The following is a 20,535-nucleotide window of genomic DNA, read 5'->3' as shown; positions in this document are numbered from 1 at the left end:
TTTGAAGATTCTGCTTGCCTCCACCCTCGCGGCCCTGCTCTGCCTCGTGGCAGGCTGCGGCAGCGCACCTTCCTCCCCTGCGAGCGGCAGCGAGGGCGCGGGTACCTCGACCGGCGGCAGCGGCGTCGAGGTTTTCGGCACCATCGACGCGGGCGTCTCGCACTACCGCACGCGCTAGTTCCATGACCGCGCCGGGCGCCCTGCAACGCTTCGTCGACGCGCAGGCGCCGGTGTACGAGACCGTGCTGGCCGAGCTTCGCGCCGGCCGCAAGCGCAGCCATTGGATGTGGTTCATCTTTCCGCAACTCGACGGGCTGGGCCACAGTGCCATGGCCCGGCGCTACGCGATCGCTTCGCTGGCCGAGGCGCGCGACTACCTGCGGCACCCGCTGCTCGGCCCACGGCTGGAGGCTTGCAGCGCGCTCGTGCTCGACGTGGCCGACACGCCGCTCGACCTGATCCTGGGCCCGCCGGACGATCTCAAGTTCAGGTCGTCGATGACGCTGTTTGCGGCGGCGGCGCCGGAGAAGCAGGTGTTCGACGCCTGCCTGCGCAAGTACTTCGGCGGCATCCCGGAGCCTCGCACGCTCGCGCTTCTCGAACCCTGAACGCATCAGGGTCGTTGTCGCTTTCGACTTGATTTAGACTCGATTTAGATATATCGTAACTGCATCAAATCAAGCAAAGAGGACAGCCAATGCGTCACTTCAGGAATTTCGAACACTGCATCCGCCGTGGCGAGCACGGCGACGGCCCCGGCGCTGGCGGTCGGGGCCGCGGCGATCACCATCGCGACGGCATGCGCGAGGGCATCCGCGGCGGTGGCCGCGTGTTCGGCCACGGCGGCCTGCGTTTCGTGCTGCTGCAACTCATCGCCGACAAGCCGAGCCATGGCTACGAGCTGATCAAGTCGATCGAAGACCGCCTCGGCGGCAGCTACAGCCCCAGCCCGGGCACTGTCTACCCCACGCTCACGCTGCTGGAAGAACTCGGCTACCTCACCGTGGACGAGGCCGATGCCGGCGGCCGCAAGCGCTACAGCATCACCGAGGCCGGCCGGGCCTTCCTGGCCGACAACCGCGTGACTACCGACGCGATGCTGGCCCGCATGCAGGGCGGCGTCGACGGCGCCGGCCCGCGCGGCGGACGACCGCCGCAGGTCACGCGCGCCATCGAGAACCTCAAGCTCGCCATGCGCATGCGGCTGTCGCGCGAGCCCCTCACACCGGCGCAAGCCAGCGCCTTCGCCGCCGTGCTCGACAGCGCGGCCCAGCAACTGGAACAGATCTGACGATGAGCACCGAAACCCTTTCCACCCTGCCCGACCGCCTGCCGCAGCGGGTGCGCCACCCGCTGCGCTTTCGCAAGCTCGAAGTGCGCACTGTGCAACGCGTCACGCCGCACCTGGTCCGTATCACGCTCACCGGCGATGCGCTGGAAGGCTTCACCAGCCTCGGCTTCGACGACCACGTCAAGCTCACGCTCCCCGATGCTGTGACCGGCGTGCTCACCGTGCCGACCATCGGCGCCGACGGCAGCCCGAGCTGGCCGCCGGGCCCCAAGGCCGTGATGCGCGACTACACGCCGCGCCGCTTTGATGCCGAGGCACGCCTGCTCGAGATCGACTTCGCGCTGCACGAGGCCGGCCCTGCTACACGCTGGGCCGAAAGGGCGCAACCGGGCGATGCCATCGGCATCGGCGGGCCGCGCGGCTCCTTCATCGTGCCGATGGATTTCGATTGGCACCTGCTGGTCGGCGACGACACGGCGCTGCCCGCGATCTCGCGCCGACTGGCCGAGTTGCCCGCCGGCGCGCGTGCGCTGGTGCTGGCCGAAGTCGACGGACCGGCCGACCGCATCGCACTGGACAGCCGCGCCGCGGTCGAGGTGATCTGGGTGCACCGGGACGATTTCGGCGCCAACCCATCGGAGCCGCCCTTGTTGACCGCTTTGCGGAAGGCGCGCCTGCCGACGGGCGACTTCCACGGCTGGGTGGGCTGCGAATCAGCCGCCGCCAAGGCCGTGCGCGCCTGGCTCGTCAACGAGTGCGGCGCCAATCCGAAGTGGATCCGCGCGTCGGGCTACTGGCGCCGGGGCGCCGCAGCAACGCATGACTCGCACGACGAGTAGGCCGCGTCCGGCCGCGCTCGCACGGCAAGACGAAGCACGGGCCATCGGGGTAAGCCCGGTCTGGTCGATGAGATGAATCGATCGTCCGCGCTCTAAAGTGAGCCGAAGCCCACAAGGAGAGACATCGATGCGCATCGGACCCGACCTGCAGCGCCGCCGCCTGAACACTGCCCTGGCCGCCGCCGGCGCCATGGCCTTTGCGCCGTTCGCCGCGGCGCAGAACGCCATCGCGCCCGGCACGCCCATCAAGGTGCTTATCGGCGTGCCCGCCGGCGGCACACAGGACGTGCTCACGCGCGCCATCGCGCAGGAAGTGAGGGACTCGCTCGGCCCGCTCATCATCGACAACCGCTCGGGCGCGGCGGGCCGCATCGCGGTCGAAGCCGTGAAGTCGGCGGCGCCCGACGGCCGCACGCTGTTGCTGGGCACGGCCGGCATGATGACCATGTACCCGAGCGCCTACAAGAACCTCACGTACGACCCGGTGAAGGACTTCCAGCCGATCATCAACGCAGCCCGCTTCGAGCTAGCGCTCGTGGTGAACAAGGACGTGCCGGCCAACACGCTGGCCGACTTCATCACCTGGGCCAAGGCGCAAAGCGGCGCCGTGAGCTTCGCCTCGTATGGCGCCGGCACGCCATCGCACTTCCTCGGCGAGATGCTCAATCGCGGGGCCGGGCTGCAGATGGTGCACGTGCCTTATCGCGGCTCGACACCGGCACGGCAGGACGTGATGGGCGGCAGCATCCCGGTCTACTTCGACACGGTCGGCGGCGCCCTGCAGATGCTGCCGAGCGGTCGCGTGAAGGTGCTCGCGACGAGCGGCGACAAGCGCTCGCCGCTGATGCCGAGCCTGCCGACCTTCGTCGAGGCCGGCTACAAGGACGTGATCGCCACCGCGTGGTTCGCCTACTTCGCGCCAGCCAGGACACCCAAGCCCGTCGTCGACCAGTTGCGTGCCGAATTCATGCGCGCCGTGAACACGCGCGAGGTGCGCCAGCAGCTGCTGCAGAACGGCATGTACCCGGTCGCCGACAACGCCGACGCGCTGCTGAAGACCATGCGTGAGGACACCGCGCGCTGGGCCGGCATCATGAAGGCCGTCAATTTCCAGGCAAACGATTGAACGTGGCATGAACAACGAATCCAGGCGCCCCAACATCGTCTTCATCGTGGCCGACGACCTCGGCTTTGCGGACCTCGGCTGCTATGGCGGGCGCGACGCGAGCTTCGGCCCGGTGTCGCCGGTGCTGGACGGCCTGGCCGCGCGCGGCATGCGCTTCACCGACGGCTATTCGAACTCGCCCGTCTGCTCGCCGACCCGCTTCGCGCTGATGACCGCGCGCTACCAGTACCGCCTGCGCGGCGCGGCCGAGGAGCCGATCAACAGCAAGTCCCGCGGTAGCGCCACGCTGGGCCTGCCGCCGGATCACCCGACGCTGCCGTCGCTGCTGCGCAAGGCCGGCTACCGCACCGCGCTGGTCGGCAAGTGGCACCTGGGCTACCCGCCCGCCTTCGGGCCACTGCAATCGGGGTATGAAGAATTCTTCGGACCGTTGTCGGGCGGCGTCGACTATTTCACCCATTGCGACTCGCGCGGCACGCACGACCTGTATGAAGGCAACGAGGAGGCGATGAAAGAGGGCTATCTCACCGACCTGTTCTCCCATCGCGCCGTGGACTACATCGAACGGATGAGCGCGCAGGCCGACCCGTTCTTCCTCTGCCTCACCTACACCGCGCCGCACTGGCCCTGGGAGACCCGCGTCGATGCCGGCATCGCGCCGCAGGTGGCCGACAACCTGTTCCACCTCGATGGCGGCAATGTCGAGACCTACCGGCGCATGATCCATCACATGGACGAGGGCATCGGCTGGATCATGGCCGCGCTCCGGAAGGCCGGCATCGCCGACGACACGCTCGTGGTGTTCACCAGCGACAACGGCGGCGAGCGCTTCTCGGACAACTGGCCGCTGGTGGGCGGCAAGATGGACCTGACCGAAGGCGGCATCCGCGTGCCGTGGATCGCGCATTGGCCTTCCACGATCCGCCCCGGCGGCGAGAGCGCACAGCACTGCATGACGATGGACTGGTCGGCCACGATGCTCGACGTGGCCGGCGCGACGGCGGACCCGGCCTGGCCGCTCGACGGCGTGTCGCTGCTGCCAGTGCTGCGCGACCCGGCGCACGTCTTTCCGAGGCCGCTGCACTGGCGCATGAACCACCGCGACCAGCGCGCGCTGCGCGACGGGGACTGGAAATACCTGCAGGTCGACGGGAACGAATACCTGTTCAACATCCCGGCCGACGCGCGCGAGCGGGCCAACCGCGCCAGGCGGGAGCCCGATAGGCTGGCCGCGATGCGCGCCGACTGGCTGGCCTGGAACGCCACCATGCCGCCCATTCCTGCCGATGCCACGGTCAGCCTCGGCTATTCCGCCAAGGACATGCCGCAGCGTTGATACGACTCCGCAATGCGCCAGATGGCGCTGGCCATTTGTCCGGTTGACATTTAAATACACGGACTCGCAGAATTCACCGCACTTGAATACTTTAGAACTAGCCGCGGAGTGAACTGCAATGGATCTACTTGAGAAGTGGCAACTCATTGGCTGCATGGTCACAGCCATCGTCGTGCTGGCCTTCCTCTACTGGGGATGGAACCAGAAGGCCATCAAGAGCGAGGCGGCGCGGCGCATCGAAGCCGCACGCATCCGATCGGGCCACGTACCCCTCGAAATCCCGACCACGCGCAGCGGCCTGCGAAGCGCCGGCAACACCGACGACCCCGACACGCTGCCCGAATGGTTCATCCAGGGCTCCGGCGAGCACGCCATGGTCGACGAGACGCCGCGCATGCAGATCCGCTACCTGGACGTCGATGGCAAGAAGGTGCAGAACGTGCTCCAGGTGGAGCAGCTCGACCTGCAGAAGAAGCTGATCGTCGGGCACACCGACATCCCCGGCGACGTGCGCAAGATCTTCCTGCACCAGGTGCTGGCGGCGCGCAGTGCGGAGACGGGGCAGCGCTTCAACCTCGACACGTGGGTGGAAGCCGTGCGCGTGGCGCGGCGCCGGCGCGGGCTGGCTCATTAGGCTCGCCCCCAGCTCGCCGCGCGGCGGCTCACGAAAGGGTCAGTGGGGCACTTCGACCGCCGCACCGGCAGCCGGTCCGCGCTTCGGACTGCGGATCATCAGCAGCAACGGGATGGCCGCAAGCGTGATCACCATCATGATCCCGAAGTCGTTGAGGTAGCCGATCAGCGCACCCTGGCGCGTGACCTCCGCGTTGAGCAAGGCCAGGCCGCCGATGGTGTCGGGGTTCATCATGGACGGAAGGCTGGGCAGGCCGAGGTTGCCCGGCGACACCGTCGCCGCCAACTGCGCATGCGCCTTGCTGGAGCCTTCGGTCAGCAGCGCCTGCACGATCGAGATGCCCACGCTGCTGCCGATGTTGCGCAGCAAGCTGAACACCGGCGTGCCCTGGTTGCGCAGCCGCGGGGCCAGCGTCGCGAAGGTGGCGGTCGACAGCGGCACGAAGGTGAAGCCGATGCCCAGGCCCTGGATGAAGCCGGAAACGACGATCAGGGTGCTGTCCATCTGCAGCGTCAGGCGCGTCATCTGCCAGAGCGAGAACGCCGTCAGGCTGAAGCCGACGGCCATGATGGCCCGCACGTCGTACTTCTGCACCAGGCGGCCCACCAGGATCATCGCGATCATCGTGCCGATGCCACGCGGCGCCGTCACCTGGCCGGTGTAGATCACCGGGTAGCCCATCAGGCCCTGCAGGAAGTTGGGCAGCAGCGCCATCGTCGCGAACAGGATCATGCCGACGATGAAGGCGAACAGCAGGCCGGTGACGAAGTTGCGGTCCTTCAGCAACTCGCGGTCAAGGAAGGACACGCCGCGCACCGTCCAGGTGTGGACCACGAAGAAGCCGAACGCGACCAGCGCGGCGGCGGCCTCGAGCTTGATTTCCCAGGAGTCGAACCAGTCGAGCTGCTCGCCACGGTCGAGGAACATCTGCAGCATGCCGATGGCCAGCGACAGCGTCACGAAGCCGAAGATGTCGAGCTTCTCGCCCTGGGGCCGGCTCTCCGGCAAGTAGCGCGCGATGCCCCACAGCGCGAACAGGCCCACCGGCAGGTTGATGAAGAAGACCCAGCGCCAGTCGAAGTTCTCGGTGAGCCAGCCGCCCAGCAGCGGCCCGAGGATCGGCCCGACCATGATGCCGGCGCCCCAGATCGCCATCGCCTGGCCGACCTTCTCGCGCGGGTTGATGTCGAGGAGCACGGCTTGCGAGAGCGGGACCAGCGCGGCGCCGAAGATGCCTTGCAGCAGCCGCGCGCCGACGATCTCGACCAGTGAGCCGGCCAGCCCGCACAGCGCCGAGGCAATGGTGAAGCCGACCACCGAGATGATGAACACGCGGCGCCGGCCCCAGTGGCCGCACAGCCAGCCGGTGAGCGGCAATGCGATGGCCGACGCGACGATGTAGGAGGTCAGCACCCAGGTGATCTGGTCCTGCGACGCCTGCAGGCTGCCTTGCATGTGCGGCAGCGCGACGTTGGCGATCGTGGTGTCGAGCGCCTGCATGATGGTCGCCAGCATGATCGAGATGGTGATCATGCCGCGATGCGGGATGTTGGCGTGGTTCACGGGGGTGGTCATTCCTTCGCCTCCGACTCGCTCGCCGAGGCTACGAGACCGCTGCGCACCTTGCCGAGCAAGGCGATCAATTGAACGCGTTCCGCCGGCTCCAGCACGCTGAGCGTCCTGGCCTGCAGACTGTCGCTGATGGTCAGCGCGCCATCGAGCGCCTTGCTCGCGCTGGCCTCCAGGTGAATCTGGTTGACCCGCCGGTCGGTTGCGCTGGGCTCGCGGCGGATCCAGCCGGCCGCAACCATGCGGTCGCACAGCGTGGCGACCGCCATGGTGCTGAGGCCGAGGCGTTGCGCCAGTTCGGTCTGCGACAGCGCGGCCTCGTCGTCATTCATCGCCAGCACGCCGAGCAACCGGCATTGCGCCCGCGAGAGGCCGATGCGCTCGCGCGCGAGGCGGTCGAAGGCCTCGCCATGGAGCTTTGCCACGTCGTTGACCAGGAAGCCAAACCGCTGCGTGAAATCTCTTTTCATAAGCCCACCTATTATAAGTATGCTTATGATTTTGGGTGCACAGGCTATCAGCAAAACGCTGGCCAACCACGCCGGATTGCACACAATCGATTCGACTAATAAAATAGCGACTAACTCGCTTAAACACCATTTTATTGATGCCAAGGCACACCCCCTCGCTCGTTGGCCTGCCTGCCCCCGTGCAGGCGTCGCTGCTGCGAGCGGGCCAGCGGCTGCGCGCACACCGCGTTCAACGCGGCTGGACGGTGGCCGAAATGGCCGAGCGCCTGTTCTGCTCGCCAACCACTTGGCGGGCGCTTGAAGCGGGCAAGCCGGGCACCAGCATCGGACTCTTCGTGCAGGCGCTGTGGCTGTTCGGGGAACTGGACACGCTGGACGCGGTGGCCCCCGCACCAGCCGGACTGGCGTCCAACCGGCGGGTGCGTCGACCGGCCGGCAAGGTGGCCCCCGGCGTGATCGGAGAAGCCGAGCGTGACTTCTGAGCCCGGTGCCGTCGAACGCAACGTCTACGTCGGCATTGCGCAAGAGCCCCCAGGACCGGGCGGTGCCCGGCCCGCCCCTCGCGGGGGATTGAGTCGAGATGGCAGCGCTACGTCGACTCAAGAGACGCCCGACGATGTGCAGCCGGTCGGGCTGCTGAAGCTGGCTCGGCACGGGGTGATGGAGTCCGGCGAATTCGCCTATGGGCGCCGCTACCTTCAGCAATCCGGCGCACAAGCGCTGAACCCTGACCATCTCCCCCTGCGCGATGCCGCATTCGTGCTGCCCGAGCGGCGCGTGCGCGACGGCGGGGCCATGCCCCTGACCTTGCGCGATGCGCTGCCGGACAGTTGGGGACGCAAGGTGCTGGAAGTGCAGCAAGGCCGGCCGCTGTCGGACCTCGACGCGCTGCTGCTCACCAATGAGGACCGGGTCGGCGCGATGGTGTTCGCCGAGTCATTGCCCATCCGGCCAGATGCACCGGCAACCACGCTCCTCTCGCTCGAAGACCTGGCGGAAGCATCAAGGCGCATCGAGGCCGGAATGGAGGTCACGCCACGCATGCAGCAACTGCTGCGAGGCGGCAGCCTGGGCGGCGCGCGACCCAAGGCGACGTTCGTGCATGAGGGTCGACGCCACATCGCCAAGTTCGCCTCGCGAGGCGACGAGCACGACATGGAAATCGTCGAAGCCGCGACGCTCGGGCTGGCAAGGACCTGCGGGATCGACGTGCCGAGCTTCCTGCTGCAGCCCCTGGCGATGGGCCACGCCTTGCTCATCGAGCGCTTCGACCGCATTGGCCCCGTGATGGACGAACGCCGCCTGCACTACCTCTCGTCCTCCGCGTTGCTGGACGTGCCCTACGAATCCAGCGGTGGCAGCTATGTCGAACTGGCCCAGTTGCTGCGTCGACTTTCCGCCAGCCCGGAGCAGGACGTCCGCGAACTGTTCCGTCGAATGGTGTTCAACCTGTGCGTCGGCAACAGCGACGATCACGTCAAGAACCACGGTGCGCTGCGTCAAGGCAATGGCTCGTGGCGGCTGGCGCCTGCGTTCGACCTGGTCGCGCAGTTGGACAGCCACACCGGCTACCAGGAACTCGCGATCCTGCCGGGCCAGCACGCATCGACCCTTGCGTTGGCGCACGAGGCCGCACCGCATTTCGGGCTGGCGCCCGCGGGTGCCGATGCGCTGATCCAGTCGATCGGCGCCACGGTGGCCGACCGGGCGCAGGCGGCAATCCAGGCCGCCGGCGGCAACGCCGCACTCGTCAAGCGCTTCACGGACTTCGTCGGGCAACAAGCCGAGCGCATCCGCGCCTGAATGTCGCGGAAAATCCCCGCCAGACATCTATCGCCCGCGCCGCCCGGCGTCGGCCTTCCAGGAAACGGATCCCCGCGTTGACTTCGATAGCGCCAGCCGAGCTGGCATCCCACACTCCCATGATGGTGCAGTACCTGCGCCTCAAAGCCGACCATCCGGACACCCTGCTCTTCTACCGGATGGGCGATTTCTACGAGCTGTTCTGGGCCGACGCCGAGAAGGCCGCGCGCCTGCTCGACATCACGCTCACTCAACGCGGTCAGTCGGCCGGCCAGCCGGTGGTGATGTGCGGCGTGCCCTTCCATGCGGTCGACACCTACCTGGCCCGGCTCATCAAGCTGGGCGAGTCGGTCGCCATCTGCGAGCAGGTCGGCGAGGTCGGCGCGAGCAAGGGGCCGGTCGAGCGCAAGGTGATGCGGGTCGTCACGCCCGGAACGCTGACCGATTCCGAGTTGCTCAACGACCGCAGCGAATCGCTGCTGCTCTCCGTGCATGCCGGCACGCGCAATTTCGTCGGGCTGGCCTGGCTCAGCGTGACGGGCGCGGACCTGCACCTGGCCGAATGCCCGGCCGATGCGCTCGAAGGCTGGATCGGCCGCATCGCGCCGAGCGAGGTGCTCTACAGCGCCGAGGTCACGCCGGCCTTCGAGAACCGGCTGAAAGCGGCGCGCTCCGGCACCGCGCCTTTCACCTTGTCGATCCGGCCGGCCTGGCAGTTCGATGGCGGGCTCGGCGAACGCAAGCTGAGCGAGCAACTGGCCAGCGTGAGCCTCGCCGCGTGGAATGCCGAAGGACTGACGAATGCGCATGCCGCCGCCTCGGCCTTGCTCGGCTATGCGGAACACACGCAGGGCCGCGCGCTGACGCATTTGCAGAAGCTCGTGGTCGAACGCGATGGTGAACTGATCGAGCTGCCACCCACCACGCGCCGCAACCTCGAACTCGTGCAGACGCTGCGCGGCGAGGATTCGCCGACGATGTTCTCGCTGCTCGACACCTGCATGACCGGGATGGGCAGCCGCCTGCTCAAGCGCTGGCTGCTGGCGCCGCGGCGCGACCGCAGCGAGGCGCAGGCCCGACTGGAAGCCATCGCCGCGCTGCAGACCGCGCCCGCGGGCAGCACCGTGCTGCCCTGGCGCACGCTGCGCGAGCAACTCAAGAACACCAGCGACGTCGAGCGCATCGCGGCGCGCATTGCCTTGCGCCAGGTGCGGCCACGCGAACTGGTGGCATTGCGCCTCGCGCTCGCCAAGACGGAGCAATTGGCGCCCGCACTGCCGGGCTTCGCCGCGCTGCTCGCCGACATCTGCAACGACTTCGCCGCACCGCCGGGCTGCGCCGAATCGCTGGTCGGCGCGATCAAGCCCGACCCTTCCGCGCTGGTGCGCGACGGTGGCGTGATCGCCATCGGCCACGATGCGGATCTCGACGAACTGCGCGCCATCAGCGACAACTGCGACGACTTTCTCCTCAAGCTCGAAATCGAGGAGCGCGAGCGCACCGGCATCAGCAACCTGCGCGTGCAGTTCAACCGCGTGCATGGCTTCTACATCGAGGTCACGCAGAGCATGCTGGCCAAGGTGCCCGACAACTACCGCCGCCGCCAGACGCTGAAGAATGCCGAGCGCTTCATCACGCCCGAGCTCAAGACCTTCGAGGACAAGGCGCTCTCGGCGCAGGACCGCGCGCTGGCCCGCGAGAAGTTCCTCTACGAGCAACTGCTGGATGCCTTGCAAGCCCACGTTCCCGCGCTCACGCGCCTGGCAACCGCACTGGCCACGCTCGATGCCCTCTGCGCACTGGCCGAGCGCTCGCACACGTTGAACTGGCGCGCGCCCTCGTTCGTGGCGCACCCGTGCATCGAGATCATCGGCGGCCGGCATCCCGTGGTCGAGGCGCGCCTGGCCGAGAAGTCCGCCGGCAACTTCATCGCCAACGACACGCGCATGGGCCCGCAGCAACGCATGCAGGTCATCACCGGCCCCAACATGGGCGGCAAGTCGACCTACATGCGGCAGGTCGCGATCATCGTGCTGCTGGCTTCCATCGGCAGCCACGTGCCGGCCACCGCCTGCCGGCTCGGCCCGATCGACGCGATCCACACCCGCATCGGCGCGGCCGACGACCTGGCCAATGCGCAATCGACCTTCATGCTGGAGATGACCGAGGCCGCGCAGATCCTGCACGGGGCCAGCGCGCAGTCACTGGTCCTGATGGACGAGATCGGCCGCGGGACCAGCACCTTCGACGGCCTCGCGCTCGCGGCAGGCATCGCGGCGCAACTGCATGACCGCACCAAGGCCTTCACGCTGTTCGCGACGCACTACTTCGAGCTGACCGAGTTCCCGGCCACGCACCATGCGGCCGTCAACATGCATGTGAGCGCGACCGAGTCGGGCCGCGACATCGTGTTCCTGCACGAGATGCAGCCGGGCCCGGCCAGCAAGAGCTACGGCATCCAGGTGGCGCGCCTCGCCGGCATGCCGGCCGCCGTGGTGAACCATGCCCGGCAGGCGCTGGAAGCACTGGAGGCGCAGCAGACTCAGACGCGTGCGCAGGTCGACCTGTTCGCGCCGCCGCCCGAGGTCGCGCCGCCCGCAACCAGCGCCGTAGAATCCGCGCTGGCTGCGCTCGACCCCGACGCGATGAGCCCCAGGGAGGCGCTCGAGGCCCTCTACACACTCCAAAGATTGAACGCACGAAGCCAGGGCTGAGGAACGGGCCCGTTTCGTGCACAGAGACTGCTCATGACATATTGCGTAGGCATCAAACTGAACGCCGGCCTGGTGTTCCTCTCCGACTCGCGCACCAACGCGGGAGTCGACCACATCAGCACCTTCCGCAAGATGATCTGCTACGAGCAACCGGGCGACCGCTTCATGGTGCTGCTGTCGGCGGGCAACCTGAGCATTTCGCAATCCGTGCGCGAGATCCTGCAGATCGAGGAACTGCAGGAGCCCAACGGCGGGCCGCCCATCACGATCTGGAACGCGAAGAGCATGTTCGACGCGGCCCGCGTGCTCGGCTCGGCCGTGCGCCACGTGTATGACCGCGATGCCGAGGCGCTGAAGCATGCGGGTCTGGACTTCAACGTGTCCTTCATCTTCGGCGGCCAGGTCAAGGGCGAGGGCATGCGCCTGTTCCTCGTCTACTCCGCAGGCAACTTCATCGAGGCCACGACCGAGACGCCCTACTTCCAGGTCGGCGAATCGAAGTACGGCAAGCCGGTGCTCGACCGCGTGCTCACGCCCGAGACGCCGCTCGACGAGGCCGCCAAGTGCGCACTGGTGTCGATGGACTCGACCATGAAGTCGAACCTCTCGGTCGGCCTGCCGCTCGACCTGGTGGTCTACGAGGCCAACAAGCTGCAGACCGATCGCGTGATCTGCATCGATGCCGAGAACCCCTACTACCGCATGATGCACAACAGCTGGGGCCAGAAGCTGCGCGAGGTGTTCGACAGCATCGAGGACCCGGTGTGGGACGACTCGGCTTCCGCGCATCCCCTGAAGATGCCGGCCGCGCGCCACGGCGCGCTGCGCAAGATCTCCACGCCTGAAGAAAAACTGATCTGAGTCCCGGTACCGTTCGGGCGCGCCCGGCGAACGGGCGAACAACATATGCCTTCCATCGTCTTCTCCCACGGCAACAGTTTCCCGGCCAGCACCTACCGGGTGATGCTCGACAGCCTGCGCAATCGCGGCTTCGAGGTCGATGCCATCGAGAAATTCGGACATGACCCGAAGTACCCCGTCACGGACAACTGGCCGAACCTGGTGCAGCAACTCGCCGACTTCACGAAGGCGCGGATCGGCAAGAAAAAGGGCGGCCCGGTGTTCCTGGTCGGCCACTCGCTCGGCGGGTTCCTGAGCCTGATGTGCGCGGCCCAGCATCCTGAACTGGCGAAAGGCGTGCTGCTGCTCGACTCGCCGCTCATCGGCGGCTGGCGCGCGGACACGCTGAGCCTGGCCAAGCTCTCGCCCTTCATGCGGGCCATGTCGCCCAGCGTGGTGAGCCGCAAGCGCCGCACCACCTGGGCCCATCGCGACGAGGTGTTCGAGCACTTCCGCACCAAGAAGGCCTTTGCCAGGTGGGACGAGCAGGTGCTGCACGACTACATCGACCACGGCACGCTGGATGCGGAAGACTCGCGCGTGCTCAGTTTCGACCGCGATGTCGAGACGGCCATCTACGACACCGTTCCGCACAACCTGGGCAGCCTGCTGCGACGTCATCCGCTCAAGTGCCCGGTCGCCTTCATCGGCGGTCGCCAGTCGCGCGAGATGAAGGCCGCGGGGATGTTGATGACCGAGAAGGTCACGCACGGGCGCATCAGCATGCTCGACGGCACGCACCTGTTCCCGATGGAAAAGCCCATTGCCACGGCCGCGGCGGTCGAGGCGTCGCTGCGCAACCTGCTGGGCTGAGCGGTCGGGGCCGCCGTGCCTACCGCAGTCCCAGCGCCACCTCGACGCTGCGCACCAGCGTCACCAGACGCAGCCCCACGCGCTGTTGCGTGTCGGGTGTCGCGGCCCGGGCCGCGGGCACGGTGCAGTTGAAGACCACGATCTCGGAATTGACCAGCCTGGACATCGGCACGGCGACCGCAAGCCGATCCGGCTGGAAGTAGCCTGGATTCGTGCAGTAGCCACGCGATGCCATCTCCCGCATCGTTTGCGGCAGCCGCCGCGCATGCTCCGCGAACAGCTTGGGATATCGCACCTTGATCTGGTTGAGCGCCGACTCGCGTTCGATGGGGTCGGCACGGGTGAGCCATGCGCGCCCGATGGCGGTGGCGATCAGCGGCATCGATGCGCCGATGTCGATGAGCGGCGCATCGCCTTCCTCCGACCGGGCAGTATCCATGTAGACCATTTCGGCGCGGTCCCGGATGCCGATGCCGACAGTGCCCCCTACTTCGCTCGCCAACTCGTTCATCAGCGGCCTGGCCACCTGTCGCAGGATCATGCTGGCCAGCAACGGATAGCCCATCGACAACACGGCCGCGCCGAGGCGGTACTTGCCCAGCTTGATGTCGTGCCGCAGGTAGCCCAGCGCGGTCAGCGTAAAGCAGAGGCGCGACACCGTTGCCTTGTCGAGGCCGGTGCGGGCGACGAACTCCCTGTTGCCGAGCAGTGGCTCGCCCGGCTTGAAGCACTGGAGCAACTCGAGGCCGTTGGCCAGTGTGCTGGCGAACTGCTTGTCCTGCGGGAGGTCGTCGGCGGGCATGGTGCGTCGTCCGGGCGGCTCAAAGCCCGGCATTTTCATGGTGAGCAAGCCAGGCGCTTTCCACTTCGCGCACCAAGCGCTGCAATGCCGGCGCCACCTCGTCTTCCAGCATCCTGCGCCCCGACAGCACGGCGGGCACGCCGCATGTGAAGACAAGGGTTTCGCTGTCGACCTCCAGCCGCATCGGCACGGCGACGGCATGGATGTCCTGCTGCCAATCGCCCTTCGAAAAGCAGGCGCCGGCGTCGGCAAAGCGACGCAGCGAATCCTGGACTGCGCGGCCGTGCTTCTTCCAGGCAGTCGGGTCGTCGGCCTGGATCTGCCGGAGCACCTCGCAGCGCTGGTCCTCGTCGGTGCCCGCCAGCCAGGCCCGGCCCATGGCGGTGTCCAGCAACGGCAGCGATGCGCCGATGTCCGGCCTGAAGGCGATCGACTCATGGCCGCGGCAGGTCTCGACGTAGACCATGGCGGCGCGATCGCGCATGCCCAGCGACACCGAGCCGTGCGCCTGGTCGGCCAGGGCTTTCATCAAGGGGCGCGCCAGTTGCCGGACGGTCATGTTGGCCAGCAAGGGATAGCCCGCCGACAGCGTGGCCGAGCCCAGGCGGTAGCGTTTGTGCTCCGCGTCGTACTTGAGGAAGCCGAGTTCGCCCAGCGTGTAGGTCAGGCGGGACACGGTGGCCTTCGACAAGCCGGTCCGCTCGGCGAATTCGCGATTGCCGAGGGCAGGCTCGCCGACCTTGAAGCATTTCATGATCGACAGGCCATTGGCCAGGCTGGTCGCGAACATCTGGTGGCGCGGAGGATGCGGTGTTTTCAATGGGAAATGCGTCGCGGCGGTCGGTTGGATGGTGTTTAACATAGAGAAACACGCGGCTCTGAAAGGCTCGCATTCTCCTACATTTCCTGCACCGGCCCAGCGACCGCGGGCTCAACCAGACAGGAGACAAAGATGATTCGAGACACCCAGGGTTTTGAGGTTTTCATCGGCAAGCTGCGCGATTTCGTCCGCACGCGGCTGGTGCCCAACGAGGCACGCGTGGCCGCCGCCGACGAGGTGCCAGTCGACGTGGTGAGCGACATGGCCGCGAACGGGCTGTTCGGCTATTCGATTCCCGAGGCCTATGGCGGCGCCGGCATGACCACCGAGGAACTGGTGCTGGCCGCGATGGAGTTGTCGCAATGCTCGGTGGCGTTTCGTGCCCGCGTCGGCACCAACACCGGCATCGGCTCCGAGGCGCTGGTGGCGGAAGGCTCGGAAGCGCAGAAGCGCCGCTACCTGCCCGACATGGCGAGCGGCAAGCTGACCGGCTGCTTCGCGCTCACCGAACCCGAGGCGGGCTCGGACGCGACGGCCCTGCGCACGACGGCCGTGCGCGACGGCGACCACTACGTCCTCAACGGCACCAAGTGCTTCATCACCAACGCGCCCATCGCCGGCCTGTTCACCGTGATGGCGCGCACCGCGCCGGACAACCCTGGCGCAAGCGGCGTGTCGGCCTTCCTGGTGGAGCGCGAGACGCCGGGCCTGAGCACCGGCAAGCCCTACAGCAAGATGGGACAGGCGGGCTCGCCGGTGTCCGAGGTGCACTTCGACAACTGCCGCGTGCCCGCCGCCAACCTGATCGGCGGCGAAGAGGGCAAGGGTTTCCGCACGGCGATGAAGGTGCTGAACAAGCAGCGCATCCACCTGGCCGCGCTGTGCATCGGCCCGGCCATCCGCATGCTCGACGACGCGATCGCCCACACGGCCAGCCGCAAGCAGTTCGGGCAGCCCGTGGGTGCATTCCAGCTGGTGCAGGCGCTGGTCGCGGACTGCCAGACCGAGATCCATGCGGCGCGCGCACTCGTCCTCGAGACGGCCCGCAAGCGCGATGACGGCAAGGACGTGACGATGGAAGCATCCATCTGCAAGTACTTCGCTTCGGAGATGTGCGGACGCGTCGCCGACCGCTGCGTGCAGATGCTCGGTGGCTACGGCTTCATCTCCGACAACAGCATCGAGCGCTTCTACCGTGACGTGCGGCTGTTCAGGCTCTACGAAGGCACCAGCCAGATCCACCAGATCAACATCGCGAAGCGCACCTTCAGCGCCGCAGGCCACGACCTCACAGCCTGACCCGCAAGGCCTGTTCATCCAGGCCTGACCCACGAACCCCGGCGACCGACTGCCGCGTCGCCCTCCCCCCGATCTCGCCAGCGCGGCAAGGCGGACCGGGTGCCCCTGTGCGCCGTCTTTCCAGGAACCCTTCATGTCTTCGTTCATCCCATTCTTCAACCCACGCTCCGTTGCCGTCATCGGCGCATCGCAGGACCTCGCATCCATCAGCGGGCAGCCGATCGCGCATCTGAAGTCCAAGGGCTATACGGGCGAGATACTGCCCGTCAACCCGCGCTACTCGGAGGTGGCGGGCCATCGCTGCTATCCGGATGTCGCCTCGCTGCCCATGGCACCGGACGTTGCGGTGATCGCCGTCGCGGCCAGGCGCGTGGCCGGCGCGCTGGCCGACCTGGGCCGCAAGGGCTGCCGGTTCGCGGTCATCCTTTCCTCGGGCTTTGCCGAGGCGGGCGAGGAAGGCGCGCAGGCGCAGCGCAACATCGCCGGCACGGCCCGCGAATTCGGCATGCGCGTGATCGGGCCCAACTGCCAGGGCTACATGAACATCAGCGATGGCATTCATGTGGGCTTCGGCGCCCCGTACGGGGCGACCTATCCGGCGGGCCATCTCAGCCTCACCTCGCAGAGCGGCGCCTTCGGCAATTCGATCGTGATGCTGGCCAGCCAGGAGGGCATCGGCTTTCGTCACTACGTGTCGACCGGCAACGAGTCGGTGACGACGTCGCTCGACTTCATGGACGCGATGATCGACGACCCGCAGACGCATGTCATCGCCGGCTATGTGGAGGGCTTCCAGGATGCGCACCGGCTCGTGGGCATCGGCCAGCGCGCGCTGCGTGCGGGGAAGCCGATGCTCGTCTGGAAGGTGGGCACGTCGGAAGCGGGCGCAAGGGCCGCCGCCTCGCACACGGCCAACCTCGGCGGCGCGATGGCGCTGTACCGCGCCGCCTTCAGGCAGGCCGGCATCATCGAGGTGAACGATGTCGGCGACCTGGCGGACTGCGCCAAGGCACTGCTGCCGCGCCGCTTTCCCAGGGGCAATCGACTCGCGGTCGTCACGATCTCCGGCGGCGCCGGCATCGCGATGGCGGACCGTGCTTCCGAGGGCGGCCTGCAATTGCCGGCACTCGACGCATCGACCGTGAGCGCGCTGAAGCAGGTGCTGCCTTCGTTCGCGGCGGTGGCGAATCCCCTGGACGTGACGGCGAGCCTGCTGGCCGATGCCAGCCTGCTGAAGGTGACGCTAGAGAAGCTGGCCGACGATCCGAACGTCGACATGATCGGGCTGGCGCTCGCGGCCGCCAGCGGCAAGCTGGCCGTGGAACTGGCCCGCGAGATCGTCCGCGTCTCGCAGGAGCGCGACATGCCGATCCTCGTGGCGTGGAATGCCGACCCGGCCAACGTGCAGGAGGCCTACGACATCCTCGACGCGGCCGGCATCCCGCGCTACCAGTCGCCGGTGCGTTGTGCGCGTGGCGCCAGCGCGCTGTGGGCCTTCGAGGCGGCGCGCACGCGCATTGGACAGCAGTCGGGCGAGAAGCCGCTCGTCCTCCATCGGCCCGAGGTGCGCGCTTCCATCGTCGGCCGCCGCACCGACCTCACGGAGTACGAGGCCAAGCAGGTGTTGAGCGCCTACGGCATCCGTGCGACGCAGGAAGCGCTGGCGGCGAACGCATCGGACGCGGTCCGAATGGCCGGAGCCATGGACGCGCCGGTCGTCATGAAAATCCAGTCGACCGACATCCCGCACAAGACCGAGGCCGGCGGCGTGCGCCTGGGCGTGCAAGGCGACGACGCGGTGGCGCTTGCCTTCGACGAGATCATGCGCAATGCCAGGGCCCATGCGCCGCAAGCCGCGCTCGACGGCGTGCTGGTGCAGGAGATGGTCGGCGACGCGCACGAACTCATCCTCGGCGTCAACAACGATCCGCTGTTCGGTCCGGCCGTGATGGTGGGCTTCGGTGGCATCTATGCCGAGGTCATGAAGGACGTGAGCTTCCGTATCGCGCCGCTCGTGCGGTCGGAGGCCGAGGCGATGCTGCGCGAACTGCGGGCCTTTCCGATCCTGGATGGCGCGCGCGGTCGTGCCAGGGCCGACATCGACGCCGTGGTCGACACACTCATGCACCTGTCCGCCCTGGCCATCGACCTGCGCGACGTCGTGCATGAACTCGACATCAACCCGCTCTTCGTGAAGAAGGCCGGCGAAGGCGTGAGGGCCGGCGATGCGCTGGCCAGGCCGCTGGTCCAGGCGCACCTGCATCCGCGCCTGCATCCGCAAGTCGCCGAGCCTCAATCGCCAGAAGTCGCGGTCGCGGCGACCCACACCGATCGCTGAAGCCGGCCGTTCCACACCAGACATATCGACCCATAACTATTCGGAGCCAAATCCCATGTCCATCGCACAAACCCACCCATCGCCGATGGGTGCAACCCAACCCGCCAGCGAGGTCGAGCAGACCTATCGCAAGGTGACCTGGCGGCTCATGCCGTTCCTGATCATCTGCTACATCGTCTCGTACCTCGACCGCGCCAACATCAGCTTCGCCAAGCTGCAGTTCATGAACGACCTGGGCTTCAGCGAGGCGGCCTACGGCCTGGGCGCGGGGCTGTTCTTCGTCGGCTATGTGCTCTTCGAGGTGCCGAGCAACGTGCTGATGCAGCGCATCGGCGCGCGCCGCACGCTACTGCGCATCATGGTGCTGTGGGGACTGATCTCGAGCGCGATGATGTTCGTGAATTCGCCGACGGCCTTCTACGTCATGCGCTTCTTCCTGGGGGCTGCCGAGGCGGGCTTCTTCCCGGGCGTCATCTACTTCCTGACGTGCTGGTTTCCGTCGGCGCGCCGTGGCCGCGTCACGGGCTTCTTCATGATGGGTGCGGCGGCCGCCGGCATCATCGGCGGACCGGTGTCGACGTGGATCATGGTGCACATGTCGGGCCTTCACGGCCTGCACGGCTGGCAGTGGCTGTTCCTCCTGGAAGGGATGCCGGCGGTGATCCTCGGCGTGGTCGCGTACTGCTTCCTGTGCGACAAGCCCGCCGATGCCGCATGGCTGACGACACGCGAGAAGGCCATCGTGCTGGGCGACCTGGCGGCCGAAGAACAACAGGCACCGGGGAAGAAGGGCCACGGCTTGCGCAACGCGCTTTCCAATCCCAAGGTCTACGTGGGCATCGCCGTGTACTTCTGCGTGCTGGTGTCGTTCAACGCCATCGGCTTCTGGGCGCCCACCATCATCAGGGACATCGGCGTGAAAGACCTGGTGGATGTCGGCTGGCTGTCGAGCCTGGTGTTCCTGGCCGGCGCGCTGGGTACGTATTTCATCGGGTACAGCTCCGACCGCAAGATGGAGCGTCGCTGGCACCTGGCGGCGAGTTGCGCCGTGGTCACGCTCTGCTTCGCGCTGTTGCCGCTGGCCCATCACAGCGTGGCGCTCTCGATTGCGCTGCTGTCCCTTGCGGCGGCCGCCTCCTACGGCAGCTTCGTCGTGTTCTGGACCCTTCCGCCGAGCTTCCTGCCGGGCGACTCGAAGGCGGGCGGCATCGCGCTGATCACCAGCCTGGGCGGCATCGGCGCCTTCGTCAGCCCGACGCTGGTGGGCGCCATGAAGGCCAGCACCGGCAGCATCTACATGGGCCTGACGATCCTGGGCGCAATCTCCCTGGCGGGCGCACTGCTCATGTTCTTCACGACGCAACGTGCCGGCATCGCGCAAGCCGGAAGATGAAACGGGTCTTGCCGTGAATCGAGACACGCGGCACAGTCGCTCGTCTACATTCGAATTGAAACGAGTCCCCATGCCAAAAGCCTACTGGGTAAGCGCCTACCGTGCGGTCAACGATCCCGACAAGCTTGCCGCCTATGCGAAGCTGGCCGGCCCGGCACTTACTGCCAACGGCGCGCGTTTCCTGGCGCGCGGCGAGCCGTCCAAGGTCTACGAACTCGGCCTGATGCAGCGCACGGTGTTGATCGAATTCGACAGCGTCGAGCAGGCCATGGCGGCGCACGACAGCCCGGCCTACCAGGAAGCCCTGGCCGCCCTGGGCGACGGCGCCGACCGCGAGATCCGCATCATCGAGGGCATTTGAGCGCAACAGCGCGGCGCAGCGCGCCAA

20 protein-coding genes are annotated in these 20,535 nt (G+C 67.3%); 16 read left to right on the top strand and 4 right to left on the bottom strand.

Annotated elements, in window-relative coordinates:
• The first annotated feature begins 1 nt into the window (after window position 1).
• The 7 genes from HB681_RS03285 (at window position 2) to HB681_RS03255 (ending at window position 5,226) form a co-directional block, all read left to right on the top strand.
• Window positions 2-178 carry a hypothetical protein gene (locus HB681_RS03285; protein WP_213953348.1) on the top strand — a complete coding sequence of 59 codons (177 nt, stop codon included), beginning with the start codon at window positions 2-4 and terminating at the stop codon, window positions 176-178.
• Between the two features lie 4 nt (window positions 179-182).
• Window positions 183-608, top strand: coding sequence for a DUF1810 domain-containing protein (locus tag HB681_RS03280; protein WP_213953347.1), 426 nt, complete (start codon window positions 183-185; stop codon window positions 606-608).
• A gap of 89 nt (window positions 609-697) precedes the next feature.
• On the top strand, window positions 698-1,291 hold the full coding sequence (locus tag HB681_RS03275) for a PadR family transcriptional regulator (protein ID WP_213953346.1): 594 nt from the start codon (window positions 698-700) through the stop codon (window positions 1,289-1,291).
• Window positions 1,292-1,293: 2 nt separating this feature from the next.
• Window positions 1,294-2,130, top strand: a complete 837-nt coding sequence (locus HB681_RS03270) for a siderophore-interacting protein (RefSeq protein ID WP_213953345.1) — start codon at window positions 1,294-1,296, stop codon at window positions 2,128-2,130.
• A gap of 127 nt (window positions 2,131-2,257) precedes the next feature.
• On the top strand, window positions 2,258-3,256 hold the full coding sequence (locus tag HB681_RS03265) for a tripartite tricarboxylate transporter substrate binding protein (RefSeq protein ID WP_213953344.1): 999 nt from the start codon (window positions 2,258-2,260) through the stop codon (window positions 3,254-3,256).
• 7 nt (window positions 3,257-3,263) lie between these two features.
• On the top strand, window positions 3,264-4,592 hold the full coding sequence (locus HB681_RS03260) for a sulfatase-like hydrolase/transferase (RefSeq protein ID WP_213953343.1): 1,329 nt from the start codon (window positions 3,264-3,266) through the stop codon (window positions 4,590-4,592).
• A 118-nt stretch (window positions 4,593-4,710) separates the two neighbouring features.
• On the top strand, window positions 4,711-5,226 hold the full coding sequence (locus HB681_RS03255; RefSeq protein ID WP_213953342.1) for a hypothetical protein: 516 nt from the start codon (window positions 4,711-4,713) through the stop codon (window positions 5,224-5,226).
• Window positions 5,227-5,265: 39 nt separating this feature from the next.
• On the opposite strand, the gene HB681_RS03250 is transcribed toward HB681_RS03255, so the two are convergent.
• Together HB681_RS03250 and HB681_RS03245 are read right to left on the bottom strand one after the other, a co-directional pair.
• Window positions 5,266-6,801 (bottom strand): DHA2 family efflux MFS transporter permease subunit, encoded by a 1,536-nt coding sequence (locus HB681_RS03250; protein WP_213953341.1) that lies wholly within the window; start codon window positions 6,799-6,801, stop codon window positions 5,266-5,268.
• The gene (locus HB681_RS03245) at window positions 6,798-7,265 is read right to left on the bottom strand and encodes a MarR family transcriptional regulator (protein ID WP_213953340.1); all 468 of its coding nucleotides are present in this window, start codon (window positions 7,263-7,265) and stop codon (window positions 6,798-6,800) included. Before HB681_RS03245 ends, HB681_RS03250 begins: the two co-directional genes overlap by 4 nt.
• A gap of 137 nt (window positions 7,266-7,402) precedes the next feature.
• Between HB681_RS03245 and HB681_RS03240 the strand changes: the two genes are divergently transcribed.
• The 5 genes from HB681_RS03240 (at window position 7,403) to HB681_RS03220 (ending at window position 13,495) form a co-directional block, all read left to right on the top strand.
• The gene (locus tag HB681_RS03240; RefSeq protein WP_213953339.1) at window positions 7,403-7,747 is read left to right on the top strand and encodes a helix-turn-helix transcriptional regulator; all 345 of its coding nucleotides are present in this window, start codon (window positions 7,403-7,405) and stop codon (window positions 7,745-7,747) included.
• Window positions 7,737-9,068: a HipA domain-containing protein gene (locus tag HB681_RS03235; protein ID WP_345944612.1), complete on the top strand. Its 1,332-nt coding sequence runs from the start codon at window positions 7,737-7,739 to the stop codon at window positions 9,066-9,068. Before HB681_RS03240 ends, HB681_RS03235 begins: the two co-directional genes overlap by 11 nt.
• Before the next feature lie 119 nt (window positions 9,069-9,187).
• Window positions 9,188-11,782 carry a DNA mismatch repair protein MutS gene (mutS, locus tag HB681_RS03230; protein ID WP_213953338.1) on the top strand — a complete coding sequence of 865 codons (2,595 nt, stop codon included), beginning with the start codon at window positions 9,188-9,190 and terminating at the stop codon, window positions 11,780-11,782.
• Between the two features lie 33 nt (window positions 11,783-11,815).
• Window positions 11,816-12,643 carry a proteasome-type protease gene (locus HB681_RS03225; RefSeq protein WP_213953337.1) on the top strand — a complete coding sequence of 276 codons (828 nt, stop codon included), beginning with the start codon at window positions 11,816-11,818 and terminating at the stop codon, window positions 12,641-12,643.
• A gap of 45 nt (window positions 12,644-12,688) precedes the next feature.
• On the top strand, window positions 12,689-13,495 hold the full coding sequence (locus tag HB681_RS03220) for an alpha/beta hydrolase (RefSeq protein ID WP_213953336.1): 807 nt from the start codon (window positions 12,689-12,691) through the stop codon (window positions 13,493-13,495).
• A 19-nt stretch (window positions 13,496-13,514) separates the two neighbouring features.
• On the opposite strand, the gene HB681_RS03215 is transcribed toward HB681_RS03220, so the two are convergent.
• Together HB681_RS03215 and HB681_RS03210 are read right to left on the bottom strand one after the other, a co-directional pair.
• On the bottom strand, window positions 13,515-14,297 hold the full coding sequence (locus HB681_RS03215; protein ID WP_213953335.1) for an IclR family transcriptional regulator: 783 nt from the start codon (window positions 14,295-14,297) through the stop codon (window positions 13,515-13,517).
• A 19-nt stretch (window positions 14,298-14,316) separates the two neighbouring features.
• Window positions 14,317-15,087 carry an IclR family transcriptional regulator gene (locus HB681_RS03210; RefSeq protein WP_213953334.1) on the bottom strand — a complete coding sequence of 257 codons (771 nt, stop codon included), beginning with the start codon at window positions 15,085-15,087 and terminating at the stop codon, window positions 14,317-14,319.
• 162 nt (window positions 15,088-15,249) lie between these two features.
• Here HB681_RS03210 and HB681_RS03205 point away from each other — a divergent pair, with 162 nt between their 5' ends.
• The 4 genes from HB681_RS03205 to HB681_RS03190 all read left to right on the top strand — a co-directional run bounded on the left by HB681_RS03205 (window position 15,250) and on the right by HB681_RS03190 (window position 20,508).
• Window positions 15,250-16,416 (top strand): acyl-CoA dehydrogenase family protein, encoded by a 1,167-nt coding sequence (locus HB681_RS03205; RefSeq protein WP_213953333.1) that lies wholly within the window; start codon window positions 15,250-15,252, stop codon window positions 16,414-16,416.
• Between the two features lie 133 nt (window positions 16,417-16,549).
• The gene (locus HB681_RS03200; RefSeq protein WP_213953332.1) at window positions 16,550-18,754 is read left to right on the top strand and encodes an acetate--CoA ligase family protein; all 2,205 of its coding nucleotides are present in this window, start codon (window positions 16,550-16,552) and stop codon (window positions 18,752-18,754) included.
• Window positions 18,755-18,809: 55 nt separating this feature from the next.
• Window positions 18,810-20,147, top strand: coding sequence for an MFS transporter (locus tag HB681_RS03195; protein ID WP_213953331.1), 1,338 nt, complete (start codon window positions 18,810-18,812; stop codon window positions 20,145-20,147).
• A gap of 70 nt (window positions 20,148-20,217) precedes the next feature.
• Complete coding sequence (locus HB681_RS03190) at window positions 20,218-20,508, top strand: DUF1330 domain-containing protein (protein ID WP_213953330.1); 291 nt, start codon at window positions 20,218-20,220, stop codon at window positions 20,506-20,508.
• Window positions 20,509-20,535: the final 27 nt, after the last annotated feature.

It is taken from the genome of Variovorax sp. dw_954 (genome assembly GCF_018449755.1).
Classification (GTDB): Bacteria; Pseudomonadota; Gammaproteobacteria; order Burkholderiales; family Burkholderiaceae_C; genus Variovorax.
The sequence above is the reverse complement of the archived record's forward strand: the minus strand, read 5'-3'. Positions and strand labels throughout refer to the sequence as shown.